The organism is Bacteroides sp. BFG-606, from assembly GCF_024788145.1.
GTDB lineage: Bacteria > Bacteroidota > Bacteroidia > Bacteroidales > Bacteroidaceae > Bacteroides > Bacteroides vicugnae.
The window spans coordinates 5,129,727-5,148,738 of record NZ_JANUIL010000001.1 but is presented as its reverse complement, the minus strand read 5'-3'; the positions used below and the strand labels follow the sequence as shown (position 1 = coordinate 5,148,738).

The 19,012-nt window shown below is 40.2% G+C and carries 17 protein-coding genes; 11 read left to right on the top strand and 6 right to left on the bottom strand.

The annotated features are described in order from the left end of the window. Window positions 1-2: 2 nt before the first annotated feature. Together NXV01_RS19825 and NXV01_RS19820 are read right to left on the bottom strand one after the other, a co-directional pair. A complete protein-coding gene (locus NXV01_RS19825) occupies window positions 3-635 on the bottom strand; it encodes a hypothetical protein (protein WP_074558378.1) in 633 nt (210 codons plus the stop codon). Between the two features lie 42 nt (window positions 636-677). Further along, entirely contained in the window at window positions 678-1,322 is a 645-nt protein-coding gene (locus NXV01_RS19820) for a vancomycin high temperature exclusion protein (protein WP_074558377.1), read from the bottom strand. 311 nt (window positions 1,323-1,633) lie between these two features. On the opposite strand from NXV01_RS19820, the gene NXV01_RS19815 reads away from it, so the two are divergent. Then, complete coding sequence (locus NXV01_RS19815; RefSeq protein WP_074558376.1) at window positions 1,634-2,338, top strand: SGNH/GDSL hydrolase family protein; 705 nt, start codon at window positions 1,634-1,636, stop codon at window positions 2,336-2,338. Window positions 2,339-2,718: 380 nt separating this feature from the next. On the opposite strand, the gene uvrB is transcribed toward NXV01_RS19815, so the two are convergent. Further along, the gene (uvrB, locus tag NXV01_RS19810; RefSeq protein WP_074638405.1) at window positions 2,719-4,749 is read right to left on the bottom strand and encodes an excinuclease ABC subunit UvrB; all 2,031 of its coding nucleotides are present in this window, start codon (window positions 4,747-4,749) and stop codon (window positions 2,719-2,721) included. 135 nt (window positions 4,750-4,884) lie between these two features. On the opposite strand from uvrB, the gene NXV01_RS19805 reads away from it, so the two are divergent. From NXV01_RS19805 to NXV01_RS19785, 5 genes are all read left to right on the top strand, one after another. Continuing rightward, window positions 4,885-6,183, top strand: coding sequence for a phenylacetate--CoA ligase family protein (locus NXV01_RS19805; RefSeq protein WP_074558373.1), 1,299 nt, complete (start codon window positions 4,885-4,887; stop codon window positions 6,181-6,183). A gap of 137 nt (window positions 6,184-6,320) precedes the next feature. Next, complete coding sequence (locus NXV01_RS19800; protein WP_148367570.1) at window positions 6,321-6,746, top strand: amino acid-binding protein; 426 nt, start codon at window positions 6,321-6,323, stop codon at window positions 6,744-6,746. Window positions 6,747-7,076: 330 nt separating this feature from the next. Then, entirely contained in the window at window positions 7,077-7,880 is an 804-nt protein-coding gene (locus NXV01_RS19795; RefSeq protein ID WP_004299990.1) for an outer membrane protein assembly factor BamD, read from the top strand. Window positions 7,881-7,894: 14 nt separating this feature from the next. Continuing rightward, window positions 7,895-8,230, top strand: a complete 336-nt coding sequence (locus NXV01_RS19790) for a DNA-directed RNA polymerase subunit omega (RefSeq protein WP_004299989.1) — start codon at window positions 7,895-7,897, stop codon at window positions 8,228-8,230. 108 nt (window positions 8,231-8,338) lie between these two features. Next, on the top strand, window positions 8,339-8,782 hold the full coding sequence (locus tag NXV01_RS19785) for a DUF4293 domain-containing protein (protein WP_074638409.1): 444 nt from the start codon (window positions 8,339-8,341) through the stop codon (window positions 8,780-8,782). A 133-nt stretch (window positions 8,783-8,915) separates the two neighbouring features. Here the strand turns inward: NXV01_RS19785 and NXV01_RS19780 are convergent, their stop codons facing one another. Then, complete coding sequence (locus NXV01_RS19780) at window positions 8,916-9,650, bottom strand: porin family protein (protein ID WP_148367475.1); 735 nt, start codon at window positions 9,648-9,650, stop codon at window positions 8,916-8,918. Window positions 9,651-9,657: 7 nt separating this feature from the next. Next, window positions 9,658-11,418, bottom strand: a complete 1,761-nt coding sequence (locus NXV01_RS19775) for a LysM peptidoglycan-binding domain-containing protein (protein WP_259023115.1) — start codon at window positions 11,416-11,418, stop codon at window positions 9,658-9,660. Window positions 11,419-11,576: 158 nt separating this feature from the next. On the opposite strand from NXV01_RS19775, the gene uvrA reads away from it, so the two are divergent. From uvrA to NXV01_RS19760, 3 genes are all read left to right on the top strand, one after another. Further along, window positions 11,577-14,402 (top strand): excinuclease ABC subunit UvrA, encoded by a 2,826-nt coding sequence (gene uvrA, locus NXV01_RS19770; RefSeq protein WP_074558399.1) that lies wholly within the window; start codon window positions 11,577-11,579, stop codon window positions 14,400-14,402. Window positions 14,403-14,506: 104 nt separating this feature from the next. After that, the gene (ybaK, locus tag NXV01_RS19765) at window positions 14,507-14,986 is read left to right on the top strand and encodes a Cys-tRNA(Pro) deacylase (protein WP_004309260.1); all 480 of its coding nucleotides are present in this window, start codon (window positions 14,507-14,509) and stop codon (window positions 14,984-14,986) included. Between the two features lie 107 nt (window positions 14,987-15,093). Then, window positions 15,094-16,758: a peptide MFS transporter gene (locus tag NXV01_RS19760; protein ID WP_074638610.1), complete on the top strand. Its 1,665-nt coding sequence runs from the start codon at window positions 15,094-15,096 to the stop codon at window positions 16,756-16,758. An 83-nt stretch (window positions 16,759-16,841) separates the two neighbouring features. Here NXV01_RS19760 and NXV01_RS19755 read toward each other — a convergent pair whose 3' ends face one another. After that, entirely contained in the window at window positions 16,842-17,339 is a 498-nt protein-coding gene (locus tag NXV01_RS19755) for a GNAT family N-acetyltransferase (RefSeq protein WP_148367472.1), read from the bottom strand. Between the two features lie 164 nt (window positions 17,340-17,503). Between NXV01_RS19755 and NXV01_RS19750 the strand changes: the two genes are divergently transcribed. Further along, window positions 17,504-17,830: a PadR family transcriptional regulator gene (locus tag NXV01_RS19750; RefSeq protein ID WP_007752390.1), complete on the top strand. Its 327-nt coding sequence runs from the start codon at window positions 17,504-17,506 to the stop codon at window positions 17,828-17,830. 21 nt (window positions 17,831-17,851) lie between these two features. Further along, window positions 17,852-18,949 (top strand): PspC domain-containing protein, encoded by a 1,098-nt coding sequence (locus NXV01_RS19745; protein WP_259023114.1) that lies wholly within the window; start codon window positions 17,852-17,854, stop codon window positions 18,947-18,949. Window positions 18,950-19,012: the final 63 nt, after the last annotated feature.

Below are 19,012 nucleotides of genomic sequence, written 5' to 3'. Positions count from 1 at the left end.
ATTTAATAAGTTATTTCAAGTTTATTATTCAAAGCATAATTATCTGCACTATTTTCTGATTTGTAGTTTACTGTTTTATTATAAACTGACCATGTATTGACACAATGTCCGATTTCATGCATTAATAAACGTTCAAGATAATATCTTCTTGCACTTTCTTCTGTGAATTCAATATACCAGTTACCTCGTTCTTTTACAGGTTCAGACGCATAGCCTTTATACCATGTCAGTAGTTTGTGACTGGGTTTGCTTTTTCCTATGGAGATTTTGTTGTTTTTAGGAAATGGATATAATATAATGGCATATACTCCACTACCCGTAGTAAAATAACCTTGGCAATTTACTTTAGAATTAGGTTTGCGTAGCCATATGTGTGTTATACATGATACATCTTTTTCGGGTAATTGATTCAATACACTTTCAATATGGTCTATTGTTATTGGAAAATAGAAATCTCTGGACGGATTTTCCATTATATAAATGGGGCATTTATCAAATTCTGTTGGTTTTAATAAAGAGTGTTCTCTTTTCACTATATTGTCCTTTAATTTGATTCGCATTCTTCCTCCTTTAATGTCACCAAAGGTGCGACTTTTCTTCCAGGCTGTTTTTTTCTTATTTTGTTGATGTCTCATAGGTTTTATCTTTTGTGTTTATTCATGGCATTTTATATTTAGTCATTTATTGTTTTCAATAATGATTTTCTCTCCCAAGAAATGAGGTTGTTTATCTGTTCCTAAATCTATGAACATTTTGACTCTTGCGAGTAATTCCCGGATGTTAGTTTTCAGTCCGGCATAAGCATTTACATTTTGGGCGTTGTACCCGATGGCGTCTATTCCATTTTTCTCTGCAAGATAGATTGCTCGTTCGTTATGGAATCGTTGGGAGATGATGGTCAGACGATTTTGTCCAAACACCTCTTTGGCACGTACAACAGAGTCGAGAGTCCGGAATCCGGCATAATCTAAATAAATGGATTTTTCAGGAATACCTTTTTGCATGAGTGCTTTCTTCATTTCTTCCGGTTCATTGTAATCCTCTTTACGGTTATCGCCACTGATGAGGATATATTTAATTTTCCCGGCTTTATATAACTCTACTGTTGCAAGAATCCGATAATCGAAATATAAATTGTTATTTCCATTTTTCAACTTGGGAGAAGTTCCGAGAAGTAATCCTACATTGTTGGAGGGGATAGTATTTACTTCCGTATATAGTTTGGAGACTGTGTGTTTCTTGATTGTCCTGTTACATACAATTATGCTGATTACACACAGGATAGCTATTATTAGAGTGGTATAAAGTAGTTTGCGTTTCATGTTTCGGATAATAATTGTGACTTTACAAAAATACCATTCTTTTTTAAGAAATCAAGCATATAGACATAAAAAAAGGAGCAACGCCTTGCTCCAACCTTTGTTAACCTTAAATCTAATACTATGAAAAACACAGTGCAAAGATACGGACTGCTATGGAATTAGCAAATAATCCAAGAAAAAACGCATGTTATATAACATAGATTAAGAAAAAACTCCTTCGACTTAACGGTTATTTGTTGTTTTGGATGCCTATATATGGAGTTTTTTTTATCTTTGCATAAAATATTATATTACTAATACTTAATATAAACATGGATAAAAGAAGATGGGGCCAATGGATATTATTGGCTGTTGTTTGCTTGAGTTTCTCGATAGGAGAAAGCTATGCACAGAAAAATGATTTTGCTAATCTACGTCGTTATTCAAAAGAAAATGCTGCACTTCCACAAGCGACCAAGAAAGACAAACGGGTTATTTTCATGGGAAATTCCATTACGGAAGGATGGGTAAGGACTCATCCGGATTTTTTCAAATCAAACGGTTATATTGGCCGTGGAATCAGTGGGCAGACTTCCTATCAATTCTTGTTACGTTTTCGGGAAGATGTGATTAATCTTTCTCCTGCTTTAGTGGTGATTAATGCCGGAACAAATGATGTCGCTGAAAATACACAAGCTTATAATGAAGATTATACATTCGGAAACATCGTTTCTATGGCGGAACTGGCGAAAGCAAATAAAATAAAAGTAATTTTGACTTCCGTATTGCCTGCTGCAGCATTTAAGTGGAGAATGGAAATAAAAGATGCTCCGCAGAAAATTAAATCTTTAAATGACCGGATAGAGGCTTATGCAAAAGCAAATAAAATTCCGTTTGTTAATTATTACAAAGCAATGGTGGTTGACGAAAACCAGGCCTTGAATCCTCAATATACTAAAGATGGAGTTCATCCGACGAGCGAGGGATATGATATTATGGAACCGTTGATTAAAAATGCCATAGAGAAGGCGCTTTGATTTATCATCACTTGAAGTAGGAGTAATCCAACTATAAAAAATGGGGAGGATTGCAGGAATAGATTCAGTCGTAATGAACGATCAGTCTATATCTGCAATCCTCCTTATTTATTCTTTAGAGAGTTTCCGTTATATCTTTCCAGCTGAGGCGTATAGACATAAAAAAAGGAGCAACGCCTTGCTCCAACCTTTGTTAACCTTAAATCTAATACTATGAAAAACACAGTGCAAAGATACGGGATTCCGGTAACTTTGCAAATTATCAGCCCTTAACAGGTGTTTTTATAACACTAATTAATAGACTAAATACGAAGTTACAGGTTTGTTAAGAGTTTCAACCCTTAACAATCAGGCTATGATAGGTGAACAATGGGGAAATTTTATCCCCATTTCTCTTTCATCAAGTCCTCCAGTTTCAATAATTCGTCACGATATTGTGCGGCTTCGATAAATTCGAGTTTCTTGGCTGCTTCCTGCATCAGTTTGCGGGTACGCTCGATACTCTTTTCCATTTGCGCTTTACTCATATACTGCACTACCGGATCTGCGGCGATATTCGGAGTAGAAGGTTCTATATAAGCATGTCTTTCTTTTAACAGTTCATCTGCCTCTTTTGCATTGCCGAATACAGACAAGTTTCTGGCCTTTTTAATCTGTTGCGGGGTAATTCCGTTTGCCTCATTATATGCCAACTGCTTTTCGCGGCGACGGTTCGTTTCATCAATCGTCAGTTTCATGCTATCCGTCATCTTATCAGCATACATGATTACCTTACCGTTCACATTACGCGCGGCACGTCCCGCAGTTTGTGTCAACGAACGGTGGGAGCGGAGGAACCCTTCTTTGTCTGCATCGAGAATAGCGACGAGAGACACTTCCGGAAGGTCGAGACCCTCACGAAGCAGGTTCACTCCGATAAGTACGTCATAAACTCCTTGCCGGAGATCATCCATAATCTTCACACGTTCCAGTGTGTCGACATCGCTATGGATATAGGTACATCTCACATTATTATTAAGAAGATATTCTGCCAGTTCTTCTGCCATTCGTTTGGTTAGTGTAGTGACGAGTACACGTTCTTCCTTTTCAATACGGAGCTGGATTTCTTCCATTAAATCGTCAATCTGATTGAGGCTCGGACGCACTTCGATGATAGGATCAAGCAGACCGGTAGGACGAATCACCTGTTCCACGACGATACCTTCCGACTGAATCAATTCATAATCCGCCGGTGTAGCACTGACGTAGATTACTTGTTTTGCCATCTCCTGAAACTCTTCAAATTTCAACGGGCGGTTGTCCATAGCGGCAGGCAATCGGAAACCATATTCCACAAGATTGATTTTTCGCGCACGGTCTCCTCCATACATTGCACGGATTTGGGGTACGCTTACGTGGCTTTCGTCGATAACGATCAGGAAATCATCCGGAAAGAAATCGAGCAAACAATAGGGGCGGGTACCGGCAGCACGGCCGTCGAAATAACGGGAGTAATTCTCAATTCCGGAACAATGTCCCAATTCCCGGATCATCTCCATATCGTAAGTTACTCGCTCATACAATCGCTTGGCCTCGTATTCTTTGCCGATAGATTCGAAGAAAGCTACTTGTTTGGTCAAATCATCCTCTATTTCATGAATAGCGCGGAGAGTAGCCTCTTTGGTAGTCATGAACAGGTTGGCCGGATAAATCTTATAGGCGTCAAATGGCGCGATAGTGACTCCTGTGATGGGGTCTACCTCTTCGATACCGTCAATCTCATCTCCCCAGAAGGTGATACGGAGCAGGTTGTCGGTATAAGCCAGATAAATATCCACCGTGTCGCCCTTGACCCGGAAATTTCCACGGTTCAAGTCAATATCATTGCGGACATACAAACTGTCTACCAAACGACGTAGAAACACATTGCGGTCCATCATCCGTCCCCGTTCTATTTCGATGACATTTTTGTAGAAGTCCGAAGGATTTCCCATACCGTAGATACAAGATACCGAAGAAACCACTACCACGTCTTTTCGCCCGGAGAGTAGGGCGGAAGTGGTAGCGAGTCGGAGCTTGTCGATTTCGTCATTGATGGCGAGGTCCTTCTCTATATATGTATCACTGCTCGGCAGATAAGCTTCCGGCTGGTAATAATCATAGTAAGAAACGTAATATTCTACCGCATTATTGGGGAAAAATCCTTTAAACTCACTATATAGCTGGGCAGCCAGTGTTTTGTTATGGCTCAAAATCAAGGTGGGTTTATTGATATTGGCGATTACATTGGCAATGGTAAATGTTTTTCCCGACCCGGTCACTCCCAATAAAGTCTGTGCGGGAACTCCCTGAAGTACCCCTTCAGTAAGTTGTGCTATAGCTTCCGGCTGATCTCCGGTAGGTTTGTAAGCTGATGTTAGTTCATAATTCATAGTTAAATCCTAAAAAGTGGAGCAATATTCGGTAAAATAATCGAGATAACAAATCATTTTTCCAAATAAATCCTTTACTTTGCAACATATTAATATCAAAAAACAGATTCATACAACTAGTAATACCGGAAACACATGATTTGGAATGAGAGCATTGAGTGTATGGACCGCGAAAGTCTTCGCAAGATTCAAAGCATACGACTCAAGAAAATTGTAGATTACGTCTATCACAATACACCTTTCTATCGAAAGAAGATGCAGGAAATGGGGATTACTCCCGATGACATCAATACGATTGATGATATTGTAAAACTGCCGTTTACCACGAAACATGATTTAAGAGATAATTATCCGTTCGGACTTTGTGCCGTGCCGATGAGCCAGATTGTACGTATTCATGCTTCTTCCGGAACAACCGGAAAACCTACGGTTGTCGGATATACCCGTAAGGACTTGGCTTCATGGGCGGAATGTATATCGCGTGCTTTTACCGCTTATGGAGCGGGACGTTCTGATATTTTTCAGGTATCTTATGGATACGGACTGTTTACGGGAGGATTGGGAGCACATGCAGGAGCCGAAAATATCGGTGCTTCTGTTATTCCGATGTCCAGTGGCAACACGGAAAAACAGATAACCTTGATGCACGATTTCGGATCGACAGTGCTTTGTTGTACTCCTTCCTATGCGCTTTATCTGGCAGATGCTATCAAAGATTCCGGTTTACCACGTGAAGAATTCAAACTGAAAGTCGGTGCTTTCGGTGCAGAACCCTGGACGGAAAATATGCGTCATGAGATAGAAGAAAAGTTGGGAATCAAAGCATACGATATTTATGGATTGAGTGAGATTGCCGGACCGGGTGTCGGGTACGAGTGCGAATGTCAGCACGGGACTCACTTGAATGAAGACCATTACTTCCCGGAAATCATCGACCCGAATACATTGCAACCGGTGGAATCCGGTCAAACGGGCGAACTGGTATTCACTCATTTAACCAAAGAGGGTATGCCGTTGCTTCGTTACCGTACGCGTGATTTGACGGCTTTGCATCATGATAAATGCTCCTGTGGCCGTACATTGGTACGTATGGATCGTATTTTGGGACGTAGTGATGATATGTTGATTATCCGCGGTGTGAATGTATTCCCGACGCAGATTGAATCAGTCATTCTTGAAATGGAAGAGTTTGAACCGCATTATTTGTTGATAGTGGGTCGTGAAAACAATACCGATACAATGGAACTCCAGGTTGAAGTACGTCCGGAATTCTATTCGGATGAGATCAACAAAATGCTGGCTTTGAAGAAGAAACTGGGAGGACGTTTGCAAAGCGTACTCGGACTGGGAGTCAACGTGAAACTGGTAGAGCCTCGCAGCATTGAACGCAGCGTAGGTAAAGCGAAACGTGTAATTGATAACAGAAAAATGTAAATAAGTATTGGGAAACAAGTATTAAGTATCAAGTATTATCGCAGCCATTGGCATATGTCTGCATAGCTAATACTTAAAACTTAAAACTTGATACTTGATGCCAATACTTAAAACTTAATACTTAATACTTAACAATGATGGTAGCAAAACAACTTTCTATTTTTTTGGAAAATAAGTCAGGCCGTTTGACGGAAGTGACTGAAGTGCTGGCGAAAGAAAATATCAACCTTTCTGCCTTGTGCATTGCCGAAAATGCTGATTTTGGTATTTTGCGTGGAATTGTATCTGATCCGGATAGAGCATACAAAGCTTTAAAAGATAATCATTTTGCAGTGAATGTGACTGATGTAGTAGGTATAAGCTGTCCCAATGTGCCGGGTGCTTTGGCAAAAGTGCTGGGATATTTATCAGAAGAGGGCGTATTTATTGAATATATGTATTCGTTTGCCAATAACCATATTGCAAATGTAGTGATCCGCCCCAGCAACCTGGATAAATGTATCGAGGTACTGAAAGATAAGAAAGTCGATCTATTGGCTGCAAGTGACTTGTATAAACTGTAAATATAACAGTGAGCAATAAATAATGAACGGTAAACAGTTGTGTTATCCAACTCAAGGACAACGCAACTGCTTACCGTTTTTACTATAAATATAGTGACGCTATCCAGTGAAGATAGCGACGGTATATGCTAACGATACCGTCACTATCCCGAACACATACCGTCACTATTGCGAGTCGTTTATAATCTGCTGTTTATAGTTTGTCGTTTGCAATTCGACGTCATTTTCTCTCCTTTTGTCGATGTTTAACGCCTTTTATGTATTAAAAAACACAGATTAATTGCTAAATTCCCAGCGAATAAGTAACTTTGCGCATTATTTTAAAATAGGATGAAGAAAAATATCATTATAACTTTGCTTGCGGCGGCTACTCTTACATCATGTGGAGAGTATAATAAATTGCTGAAAAGCACCGATTACGAATACAAGTACGAAGCCGCCAAAAACTATTTTGCGAAGGGACAGTATAATCGTTCAGCCACGTTGTTGAATGAGTTGATAACCATTCTGAAAGGAACTGATAAAGCGGAAGAATCTTTGTATATGTTGGGAATGAGCTACTATAATCAGAAAGATTATCAGACAGCTGCCCAGACATTTATCACCTATTTCAATACATATCCTCGTGGTACTTTTACCGAACTGGCACGTTTCCATGCAGGTAAGGCTTTATTCCTGGATACTCCGGAACCACGTTTGGATCAGTCAAGCACTTATCAGGCTATCCAGCAGCTGCAGATGTTCATGGAGTATTTCCCGAACAGCACAAAGAAGCAGGAAGCACAGGATATGATTTTTGCTTTACAGGATAAACTGGTTTTGAAAGAGCTTTATTCAGCAAGGCTATATTATAATCTGGGTAATTATTTGGGCAATAACTATGAGTCTTGTGTAATCACAGCTCAAAATGCATTGAAGGATTATCCTTATACTGATTATCGTGAAGAACTTTCCATTTTGGTTCTGCGTGCAAGACACGAAATGGCTATCTATAGCGTTGAGGACAAGAAGATGGATCGTTACCGCGAAACGATTGATGAATATTACGCTTTTAAGAATGAATTTCCTGAAAGTAAATATTTGAAAGAAGCCGAGAAGATATTCAATGAATCACAAAAAGTAATTAAAGACTAAATTTAAATAGATTTATGGACTACAAAAAAACGAATGCTCCTGCTACAACAGTAACCCGTGACATGATGGAACTCTGTGCTGATACAGGTAATGTTTATGAAACAGTTGCCATTATTGGTAAGCGTGCTAATCAGATCAGTGTAGAAATCAAAAACGATCTTTCTAAGAAACTGGCAGAGTTTGCTTCTTACAATGACAATTTGGAAGAAGTGTTTGAAAATAGAGAGCAAATCGAAATTTCTCGTTATTATGAGAAATTGCCGAAACCGGACTTGATTGCTACGCAAGAATACATCGAAGGGAAAATATATTATAGAAATCCGGCTAAGGAGAAAGAAAAACTTCAGTAATTTATTTTCTGACGAAGAATTTGATAGTCAAGTAGTAAGTGGGATGATGATCCCTACTCCTTATTGCTTGGCTATTATTGTTTAACTCAACTACTATTTAGAATACTTATGATTCAACGAATTCAAACTGTTTATTTATTGATTGTTGCAGGATTGCTGATTACAGCCATGTGTTTGCCGATGGGCTACTTCATTGATGCAATGGGAGAACATCCTTTTAAGGCATTAGGATTGGAAGTAAACGGTGCTATTCAGTCTACATGGGGCTTATTCGGAATTCTGATGGTTAGCACCATCGTAGCTGTGGCTACTATCTTTTTGTACAAGAACCGTATGTTGCAGATTCGCATGACAATTTTCAATAGCTTATTATTGGTAGGTTATTACATTGCTGCCCTTGCTTTTTATTTTGCATTGAAGAATGATGAAAATATGTTCCGTATAGGCTGGGCATTGTGTTTGCCGCTTGTTTCTATCATCCTGAATATACTGGCTATCCGTGCTATCGGACGGGATGAGGTGATGGTAAAGGCTGCGGATAGATTACGATAAAAAGGACTAAAGCTCCCAGAAATAGAAATCCCCGCTAATTCGTTTAGAGTTAGTGGGGATTTTTTTAGTTCGTTGTGAATGGGATTTTGTTTATAAATAAGAGGTTTTAATCTCTTCCTCCTTGAAAGAGGGGTTATTTCTTCAAATCAAATAAATATGTGAGCTTTATGGTAATTGTACCATGTGCTGCACGGGCGAAATAATCTTTCTTAGTAGTGCTGTAAAAATCAGACAGGGCAAAGTAATAGCGGCCTTCAACGATGAAGCTACCGGCTTTCTTTGTTCTAAGTTCTACACCACCGCCACCGGCAATACCATAGTCAAATTTATTTTGAATCTTAACTCCGTATAGGGCTTTCTGTGTATCAGATAAGCTATTCATGTCAATACCTTTTATTGTTTCCGATTCACTGATTAGAAAGCTGATTTGAGGACCTGCATGGACAAAGAATTGCAATCCTCTGTCTCGTCCGAAAGCGAGGTGAGCGAGGAAAGGAATATCTATATAAGTCATTTTGCGGGTGTAAGTTTTAGTAGGGTCCTTCGAAGTGACTTCATATCCGTTGGCGTCCAGTGATATTGTTTCAAATAATTGGTCCCAACCTCGTTGCGAAACATTCAACTCGACTTGTGCACCACAAATCATGGCAAAATACTTCTCGGATATATAACGTGCTGTCAAACCTCCGGTAATTCCCATCAGGCTATTTTGCTTGATGGTGGGGGTAAAAGAAACACTGTTTAAATTGACACCTCCATTGATACCTACCGATAAATTGCTTCGTGCTTCCCCGATTTGGGCAGCGGCAGGAAGGGTAAATCCTGTAAGTAGGAGTGTTGCGATCAAAAATGGTTTTATCTTTATCATTTTCGTATTATTCGAAGTCAAGTTTTACTAATTCAAAATTCTTAGTGAAACGTATGAAGAACACCTTTTTATTAATAAATCCTCCCCAGTTATTCACACGTTGGAATTTGAATCCCGTCTGGATAGGAGTCAGGTTCATTTTAGGCAGATTGTTTTCCAGTTCCGAGCCGTAAAGTGATAATCCTTTCAGAAAGAAGAAAACGGTGTCAAAACCCAGCATTGCGTAATTAGGGTATTTGCTTGCCAAGTCTTTGCTATACCATTTATGGTAAGCGTTGGTAAACTGCACAGCTGCCGGGAACAACGTATTTGTATAGAATGAAGAATAGAAATATACATCCAACTCAAAGAAATTTTCCAGATGATCTCTGGTATAGGTCTGCCATTCCGGATAGCCAAACAGATGAATATTCTCTGCAGGATTCTCTCTGACTAACAGCGTCAGTTGAGGAAGTATCTTAATCAGTAAGACGTTGTTGCCTGATGTCGGAATAAAGATGTTTTCTTTATCACTGCGGAGCGCTGCTTTCAGCGTTTCTTTCGTTGCGCTTTCGCTGACAGTTTTCATAGAGATGCCTTTGCTTTTCAACTCTTGTTTCAAGCCGCTGATAAATTCCGCTTTCTCCTTGTCAACGCTCACCGGTTCTATGAAGATAACGTTTGCATTGGGGAATTGACGGGTGAAGTGTTCATAAACCTCTGAATATAAGTAAGATTGAGGTGTGTTGATCTGATAAACTGCCGGGTTGTTGAATACCTCTTCTCCTTTTTGAGAGAAAGGAATCACCAGGCGTATGTCGTTCTTCTCTGCGAAGTCGGACAATGGCTTTATTTGATTCTGATGCATCGGACCGAAGATGATATTCATACTTTTCATCTCGTTCTTGGCAAGAATCGTATTTAATGTAGAAACGTCTTTTCCGCAATCATATACATATAGATCAAGAGAAATACCTGTACGCTTCAGACTGTCTACTGCCATCAGGAAACCTTCGTAATATTCCACCATGCGTTTGTCTTCCTGGAAAGGCAACAATAAAGCTGCTTTAATGGTAGACAGCTTTTGGGGAGTCTCTTTACTTTTGCGGAAAAGCTCGCTATTGCTGGGAGGAATAGCGTAAGGATCTTCCTTCTGTGTAGGTTGCACGGTCGTTGCTGCCGGGTAAGGGATGCAAAGGAATTGTCCCTTTTTCATGCTTTTTTTCAGTTCCGGGTTAGCCGCAATTAACTCCTGCTCGCTGATTCCATATTCACGACTCACGCTAAAAATAGTCTCTTTGCGCTTTACCTTATGCATATCCTTGCATCTCGGAACAACAGGGCCTTGAATGGTGGTCTGTTCAGTAGGCGTTGGAGTGGCAGTTTGCTCTTCTTTTTTCTGCGGAATCAGGATAACCTGTCCGATACGGAAATTTTCGGCACTCAAACCGGGGTTTGCTTCACAAATATCTTTGGCGGATACATTATACATGGTTGTCAGTTTGTATAGTGTTTCTCCGGCTTGAATCGTATGGAATGTTTCTCCCTTCTGACTCTCTTTCCCCGTAGGAATTTTGATTGTCTGTCCGGCATAGATCTTTTCGTCACAGCCCGGATTCAGACGTATGATGTCTGATGTAGTGACATTATACATCTTGGAGATGGAGTATAAACTTTGTCCTTTTTCGATGGTATGCAAGAAATAGGATTGGTTTTCTTGTGCATAACTGATAGCATATGAAACGCTTATAAAAAGCAAAAATAAGAATATACGGTTTATCGGTTTCATCAAATTATAACTATTGGTTCTTGAAATCAAGGAACAAAGGTACAAATAATGCCCTATATCTTCATAAGATTTGAGTTAAGAAAATAATATTGTGCTTTTTTAGGAGCATATTTCGGGCGGAAACATTAATTTTGCAACATTTATGGAAGGATATGAATATGCAGGAAACAGAATATATTAATGTGTACGGTGCGCGCGTGCACAATTTAAAGGATATTGATGCCGAAATTCCCCGTAACAGTTTGACTGTTATCACCGGATTGAGCGGTAGTGGAAAATCTTCTTTAGCCTTCGATACGATTTTTGCCGAAGGACAGCGTCGCTATATCGAAACTTTTTCAGCGTATGCCCGTAACTTCTTGGGCAATCTGGAGCGTCCGGATGTCGATAAGATAACTGGTTTGAGTCCGGTTATCTCCATTGAGCAGAAAACAACGAATAAAAATCCCCGTTCTACTGTAGGAACGACTACGGAGATATATGATTATCTCCGTTTGCTGTATGCCCGTGCGGGAGTGGCTTATTCGTATCTGTCGGGTGAGGAGATGGTGAAATATACCGAAGAGCAGATTCTGGACTTGATTCTGAAAGATTATAAAGGAAAGAAAATATATCTGCTGGCTCCGCTAGTTCGTTCACGTAAGGGACATTACAGGGAACTTTTCGAACAAATACGTAAAAAAGGATACCTGTATGTACGGGTGGATGGTGAAGTGCGTGAAATAACGCATGGCATGAAACTCGACCGCTATAAAAATCACGATGTAGAAGTGGTTATTGATAAATTAGTGGTAGCGGAGAAAGATGACCGGCGTTTGAAACAGAGTGTGGCAACCGCTATGCGTCAGGGAGACGGGTTGATGATGATTCTGGATGCCCAGTCTGAAAGCATCCGTCATTATAGTAAACGGCTCATGTGTCCCGTCACCGGATTGTCTTATCGTGAACCGGCTCCGCATAACTTCTCATTCAATTCACCGCAAGGAGCATGTCCGAAGTGTAAGGGATTGGGAGTAGTCAATCAGATTGATGTGGACAAAGTGATTCCCGATCGTGAACTTTCCATTTATGAAGGAGCGATAGCACCTTTGGGAAAATATAAGAATGCGATGATTTTCTGGCAAATCGGTGCTTTGCTCGAAAAGTACGACGCAACACTGAAAACTCCGATAAAGGAGTTGCCGGACGATGCGATTGATGAAGTCTTGTACGGTTCTGATGAACGGATTAAAATCAAGAGTTCGTTGATCGGTACTTCCTCCGATTACTTTGTTACTTACGAAGGAGTGGTGAAGTATATTCAGATGTTACAGGAAAAGGATGCTTCTGCAACAGCACAGAAATGGGCGGAACAATTTGCCAAAACAACGGTTTGTCCCGAATGTAAAGGGGCTCGTTTGAATAAGGAAGCTTTGCATTTCCGTATCCATGATAAGAATATCAATGAGTTGGCGAATATGGACATCAATGAATTGTACGACTGGTTGATGAAGGTGGATGAGTTCCTGTCCGATAAGCAGAAGAAAATATCGGTGGAGATTCTGAAAGAGATTCGCACCCGTTTGAAGTTCTTGCTGGACGTGGGGTTAGATTATCTGGCATTGAATCGTAGCTCTGTTAGTCTTTCCGGTGGTGAGAGTCAGCGTATCCGTTTGGCTACACAGATTGGTTCGCAATTAGTGAATGTACTTTATATTCTCGACGAGCCGAGTATCGGTCTGCATCAACGTGATAATCTGCGTCTTATCAACTCGTTGAAAGAACTCCGCGACATGGGGAACTCCGTGATTGTAGTGGAACATGATAAGGATATGATGCTGGCTGCCGACTATGTCATCGATATGGGTCCGAAAGCCGGACGTCTCGGAGGCGAAGTCGTTTTCGCCGGAACTCCGCAGGAAATGCTGAATACAGATACGATGACTTCGCAATATCTGAATGGCAAGATGAAGATAGAAATCCCTGCCAAGCGTAGAAAAGGAAATGGGAAATCTATCTGGCTGAAAGGAGCGAAGGGGAATAACCTGAAGAATGTAGATGTTGAATTTCCGTTAGGTAAACTGATTTGCGTAACTGGTGTATCAGGAAGTGGAAAATCTACCTTGATTAATGAAACTTTGCAACCGATTCTTTCACAGAAGTTCTATCGTTCCTTACAAGATCCTTTGGAATACGATTCGATTGAAGGGCTGGAAAATATAGATAAGGTAGTAGATGTGGATCAATCACCTTTGGGACGTACACCACGCTCCAATCCTGCGACTTATACCGGTGTGTTTTCTGATATCCGTAACCTGTTTGTAGGTCTGCCGGAAGCTAAAATTCGCGGTTATAAACCGGGACGTTTCTCCTTTAATGTTGCAGGTGGGCGTTGTGAAGCATGTACGGGAAATGGTTATAAGACGATTGAAATGAATTTCCTTCCTGATGTATATGTGCCTTGTGAGGTTTGTCACGGTAAACGTTATAACCGGGAAACACTGGAAGTACGTTTCAAGGGAAAATCAATTGCCGATGTACTTGACATGACGATCAACCGTGCTGTGGAATTCTTTGAAAATGTGCCGCAAATCTTGAATAAGATTAAAGTCTTGCAGGATGTCGGACTCGGATATATAAAACTGGGACAATCTTCTACCACTCTTTCCGGTGGAGAAAGCCAGCGTGTGAAACTGGCAACGGAGCTATCAAAAAGAGATACGGGCAAAACTCTTTATATCCTTGACGAACCGACTACCGGACTTCATTTTGAAGATATCCGTGTATTGATGGGAGTATTGAATAAGCTTGTAGATAAAGGTAATACTGTTATCGTCATCGAGCATAATCTGGATGTGATTAAAATGGCGGATTATATTATCGATATGGGCCCTGAAGGTGGTAAGGGCGGGGGAGAACTCCTTAGTCACGGAACACCGGAAGAAGTTGCGAAGAGCCCTAAAGGATATACACCTAAGTTTCTTCGCGAAGAGCTGGGGCTCTAATTTAAATCATAGAGTGCCAATTTATCGGACAATCTTCGATGAGTTGGCACTTATCATATCATATTCTTTATTTATCAGATACAGAACTTATAAATACAACGAAAATGAAAATCAATAAAACAAATGCCGCACGGCTGTTAGATAAGGCTAAGATAGCCTATGAGTTAATTCCCTACGAAGTAGATGAAAACGACTTGAGTGCTGTTCATGTGGCAGCAAGTTTAGGAGAGAACATCGAGCAGGTATTTAAAACGCTTGTTCTGCACGGCGATAAAAGCGGATATTTTGTCTGTGTCATTCCGGGGGAACATGAAGTTGATTTGAAACTGGCGGCTAAAGCTTCGGGTAACAAGAAGTGCGAGTTGATTCCCGTAAAAGAACTTCTGCCACTTACCGGATATATCCGCGGAGGTTGTTCGCCGATTGGTATGAAAAAGCATTTTCCGACTTATATTCATGAAACCAGTCAACAATTTCCGTATATTTATGTAAGTGCCGGTGTACGGGGACTTCAGATAAAAATAGCACCGGAAGATTTGATTCGTGAATCCAGAGCGGAAATTTGTCGTTTATTTGAGGAGTAAGTCTTATTATTTGTAGAGTAAATATGACTACATATTCTTTGAATGAATTAAAAAAAGTATATATTTGCAGAAAATATCAATTTTATTAATCTAATATTCTTGTTTATATGTTTGAAGGACAACCGAAAGGGCTATACGCTTTAGCCTTGGCTAACACGGGCGAGCGTTTTGGCTACTACACGATGCTTGCTATTTTTACACTTTTCTTACAAGCGAAGTTTGGTTACACGGCAGCAGAAACTTCTACTATTTTTGGCTCATTTCTGGCAGCAGTTTATTTTATGCCTCTTATAGGTGGTATTTTGGCTGATAAATGTGGTTATGGTAAGATGGTAACAACGGGTATCGTTGTTATGTTTATTGGTTATTTGCTTTTGGCTATTCCTACAGCAGCGAATCTTACAGGCAAGATGATGATGTTTGGTTCACTGTTTCTGATCGCTTGCGGGACCGGCTTATTTAAAGGAAACCTGCAAGTAATGGTAGGTAATCTTTATGATTCTCCGGAATATAGCTCAAAGCGTGATACTGCTTTCAGTTTGTTTTATATGGCAATCAATGTGGGTGCTTTATTTGCTCCGACAGCTGCTACCAAAGTGACTAATTATATCTTAAGTGGCGCAGGATTTACCTATAATGCTCAAATACCTTCATTGGCGCATCAATTTCTTGGTGGGACTATTACTCCGGAAGGTAATGTTACCCTTAGTGGATTACAGGCAGCGCAAGGCTTTGCCGGTGATACAGCTGCATTCTGTAGTACTTATATCGAGAAACTGTCAGAGGCATATAACTATGGCTTTGCCGTAGCTTGTATTTCTTTGATTATTTCAATGGCAATTTATATTTGTTGCCGTTCCATGTTTAAGCATGCAGACTATAACTCAAAACAAGCTAAGGCTGTAAATAACTATAATGAGCCGGAATTGACTCCGGCACAAACAAAAGAACGTATTGTTGCTTTGTTGCTTGTGTTTGCTGTGGTTATCTTTTTCTGGATGGCGTTCCACCAGAACGGTTTGACTATGACATTCTTTGCACGTGACTACACTACTCAATCTGTGACAGGAATTGATCGTATTGGATTCGATGTTTGGAATCTGGTTCTTGTTATCATTGCTGTTTATGGCGCATTCTCTCTATTCCAGTCAAAAACTGGTCGTGGAAAAGCCATTGCCGGTGTTGTCGTATTGGCTTCTCTTGCTATATTAGTGTGGAGCTATTGTTCTATGGATTCAACCGTAGAAATTCTTCCTCAAATATTCCAGCAGTTTAATCCATTTTTTGTAGTGGCTCTGACTCCGGTGTCTTTGGCTGTCTTTGGTTATTTGGCTAAAAAGAAAAAAGAACCTTCCGCACCGCGCAAAATCGGTATTGGTATGGTGATTGCAGCGTGTGGCTTCTTGATTTTAGCCATTGGTTCCATGGGCCTTCCTACTCCGAAAGCAGTAGAAACGGCTGGTATTAATCCGGATGTTCTTGTTTCTCCCAACTGGTTGATTTCTACTTATCTGGTATTGACTTTTGCAGAGTTGTTACTTTCACCAATGGGTATTTCTTTTGTATCAAAAGTAGCGCCACCCAAGTATAAAGGTATGATGATGGGAGGCTGGTTTGTAGCTACAGCTATTGGAAATTATCTGGTTGCTATTATTGGTTATTTGTGGGGTGATATGCAACTGTGGATGGTATGGAGCGTATTGATTGCTTGTTGTCTGTTATCAGCTCTATTCATATTCTCTATCATGAAGAAGCTTGAAAAAGTTGCTTAAAATAAGGCAGGTATTTGCCTGAGATCTAATAATAAATTAGGGTAATAAACGGTTTGTATAAAACCCGTTTATTACCCTAATTTTTAAATATCCAATCCCATAATATAATCATTCATGTAATATCCGTTACCAATCGGGAAATCACCCTCCCGTAACTTTCTCATTCCCATGTGTTCGTAAAACTGCAAAGCCTTATTATTACGATTTACGTTGAGCTCCATCAAACAAGGTTCCGGGTGTATCTCTTTGATACACTTGATGGCTTCCCTAAATAAAAAACTGCCGCAATGCGTGCCTTGAAAACGGGGGAGAACATATATCTTCTGAAGATGGAATACATCTTTTTCCTGTGGTTGAATGGAAACATATCCGCATGGTTCATTCTCCTTATAAGCAATGGAGTACACATGTCCCTCTTCCTCCATTTGTTTGCGCACATTGGAAGGAGCATACATCCAGTCCATCATATAATCCAGTTGTTCGGGAGATAAAATTTCCTTGTAGGTGGCGGGGAATACCTCCTTTGCCATCTTATGAATAAGCTCGCAATCGGCTACTGTTGCTTTTCGAATTGTAAACATATCTATTATCTATTCTTGGTTTAATAGGCACAAATATAGCCATTATTTCTTTTTATAATAAGGAGTACACTCTCTAATGTTTTAATTATTATTAATTTATAGTACTTTGCAATGCAAGGTACTAAAGTAATGCATATATTTGTGCCATCTAAAAGAAGTGAATAATGAAAGTAGACAATGTAAAATCACAGATGAGGAAAGGCATGCTTGAATATTGCATCATGCTTTTGCTACACAAGGAACCCTCTTATGCTTCTGATATCATTCAAAAGTTGAAAGAAGCCCAACTGATTGTAGTGGAAGGCACCTTGTATCCATTGCTTACCCGTCTGAAAAATGACGATTTGTTAAGTTATGAATGGGTAGAATCCACCCAAGGACCTCCCCGCAAATACTATAAATTGACCGAACAGGGAGAAGTCTTTTTGGGAGAACTTGAAATTTCCTGGAAGGAACTTAATGAAACAGTGAATCATATTGCCAATAGATAATCCGAAAAAGAAGAAATAAAAATGAAAAAGACATTGACCATAAATTTAGGAGGAATTGTCTATCATATAGATGATGACGCCTACCGATTGTTAGACAATTATCTGTCTAACCTCAAACATTACTTTCGTAAACAGGAGGGTGCGGAAGAAATCGTAAACGATATTGAAATGCGTATTGCCGAACTGTTTGCCGAAAAAGTAAATGAAGGGAAACAGGTCATCACAGTTTCGGATGTGGAAGAAATCATCGCCCGCGTCGGCAAACCGGAAGACTTTGGAATTGCTGATGAGGATATGGACTCACAGAAAAGAACGGAACAAACATCGTCCGCTAATCAAGGCAGTACACAAAACTCTGCTCAACGCCGTTGGTTCCGTGATCCGGATAATAAATTGTTGGGAGGTGTAGCGGCAGGATTGGCAGCTTACTTCGGTTGGGACATTACATTGGTACGTATACTGATGATTATTTTGGTGTTTGTACCTTATTGCCCGATGATTATACTTTATATTATCGGATGGCTTGTTATTCCGGAAGCCCGCACTGCTGCAGAAAAATTGAGTATGCGTGGAGAAGCGGTGACCATTGAGAATATTGGCAAAACAGTGACAGACGGTTTCGAACGCGTAGCGGACGGAGTCAATAACTATATGAATTCCGGCAAACCTCGTACCTTTCTTCAAAAGATAGGTGATGTATTTGTTTCCATTGCTGCCGTTCTCTTTAAAATATTTCTGGTAGCTCTTGTCATTCTCTGCTGTCCTGTCTTGTTTGTATTGGCCGTTGTACTGGTAGCGCTGGTGTTTGCAGCAATTGCCGTGGCAGTTAGCGGAGGAGCATTACTTTACCAGATGCTGCCTGCCATTGACTGGATGCCGGTTACTTCTTTATCGCCAATGATGACACTACTGGGTACGATTGCCGGAGTTGCCCTCATCGGTATTCCATTAGGAGCTTTCTTGTATACTATCTTGCGGCAGTTATTCCATTGGTCGCCGATGGGAGCAGGCTTGAAATGGTCGCTATTGATTCTATGGATATTGGGTGCAGTCATAATGATTATTAATCTTTCAGCTCTTGGCTGGCAACTGCCTTTGTATGGCTTGCACTGCTCTTAACGAAGTCTCATTCTATATAAAAAAGGATAATATTTATTCTTTTATAAGTAAATGTACCCCGAT

Bases quoted from the DNA above. Each gene is read 5' to 3' on its own strand.
- NXV01_RS19750 (WP_007752390.1), top strand. From the start codon at position 17,504: ATGAAAGTAGACAATGTAAAATCACAGATGAGGAAAGGCATGCTTGAA.
- NXV01_RS19790 (WP_004299989.1), top strand. From the start codon at position 7,895: ATGGACTACAAAAAAACGAATGCTCCTGCTACAACAGTAACCCGTGAC.
- NXV01_RS19825 (WP_074558378.1), bottom strand. From the start codon at position 635: ATGAGACATCAACAAAATAAGAAAAAAACAGCCTGGAAGAAAAGTCGC.
- NXV01_RS19805 (WP_074558373.1), top strand. From the start codon at position 4,885: ATGATTTGGAATGAGAGCATTGAGTGTATGGACCGCGAAAGTCTTCGC.
- NXV01_RS19800 (WP_148367570.1), top strand. From the start codon at position 6,321: ATGGTAGCAAAACAACTTTCTATTTTTTTGGAAAATAAGTCAGGCCGT.
- uvrB (WP_074638405.1), bottom strand. From the start codon at position 4,749: ATGAATTATGAACTAACATCAGCTTACAAACCTACCGGAGATCAGCCG.
- uvrA (WP_074558399.1), top strand. From the start codon at position 11,577: ATGCAGGAAACAGAATATATTAATGTGTACGGTGCGCGCGTGCACAAT.
- NXV01_RS19775 (WP_259023115.1), bottom strand. From the start codon at position 11,418: ATGAAACCGATAAACCGTATATTCTTATTTTTGCTTTTTATAAGCGTT.
- ybaK (WP_004309260.1), top strand. From the start codon at position 14,507: ATGAAAATCAATAAAACAAATGCCGCACGGCTGTTAGATAAGGCTAAG.
- NXV01_RS19755 (WP_148367472.1), bottom strand. From the start codon at position 17,339: ATGTTTACAATTCGAAAAGCAACAGTAGCCGATTGCGAGCTTATTCAT.
- NXV01_RS19760 (WP_074638610.1), top strand. From the start codon at position 15,094: ATGTTTGAAGGACAACCGAAAGGGCTATACGCTTTAGCCTTGGCTAAC.
- NXV01_RS19785 (WP_074638409.1), top strand. From the start codon at position 8,339: ATGATTCAACGAATTCAAACTGTTTATTTATTGATTGTTGCAGGATTG.
- NXV01_RS19780 (WP_148367475.1), bottom strand. From the start codon at position 9,650: ATGATAAAGATAAAACCATTTTTGATCGCAACACTCCTACTTACAGGA.
- NXV01_RS19815 (WP_074558376.1), top strand. From the start codon at position 1,634: ATGGATAAAAGAAGATGGGGCCAATGGATATTATTGGCTGTTGTTTGC.
- NXV01_RS19820 (WP_074558377.1), bottom strand. From the start codon at position 1,322: ATGAAACGCAAACTACTTTATACCACTCTAATAATAGCTATCCTGTGT.
- NXV01_RS19795 (WP_004299990.1), top strand. From the start codon at position 7,077: ATGAAGAAAAATATCATTATAACTTTGCTTGCGGCGGCTACTCTTACA.
- NXV01_RS19745 (WP_259023114.1), top strand. From the start codon at position 17,852: ATGAAAAAGACATTGACCATAAATTTAGGAGGAATTGTCTATCATATA.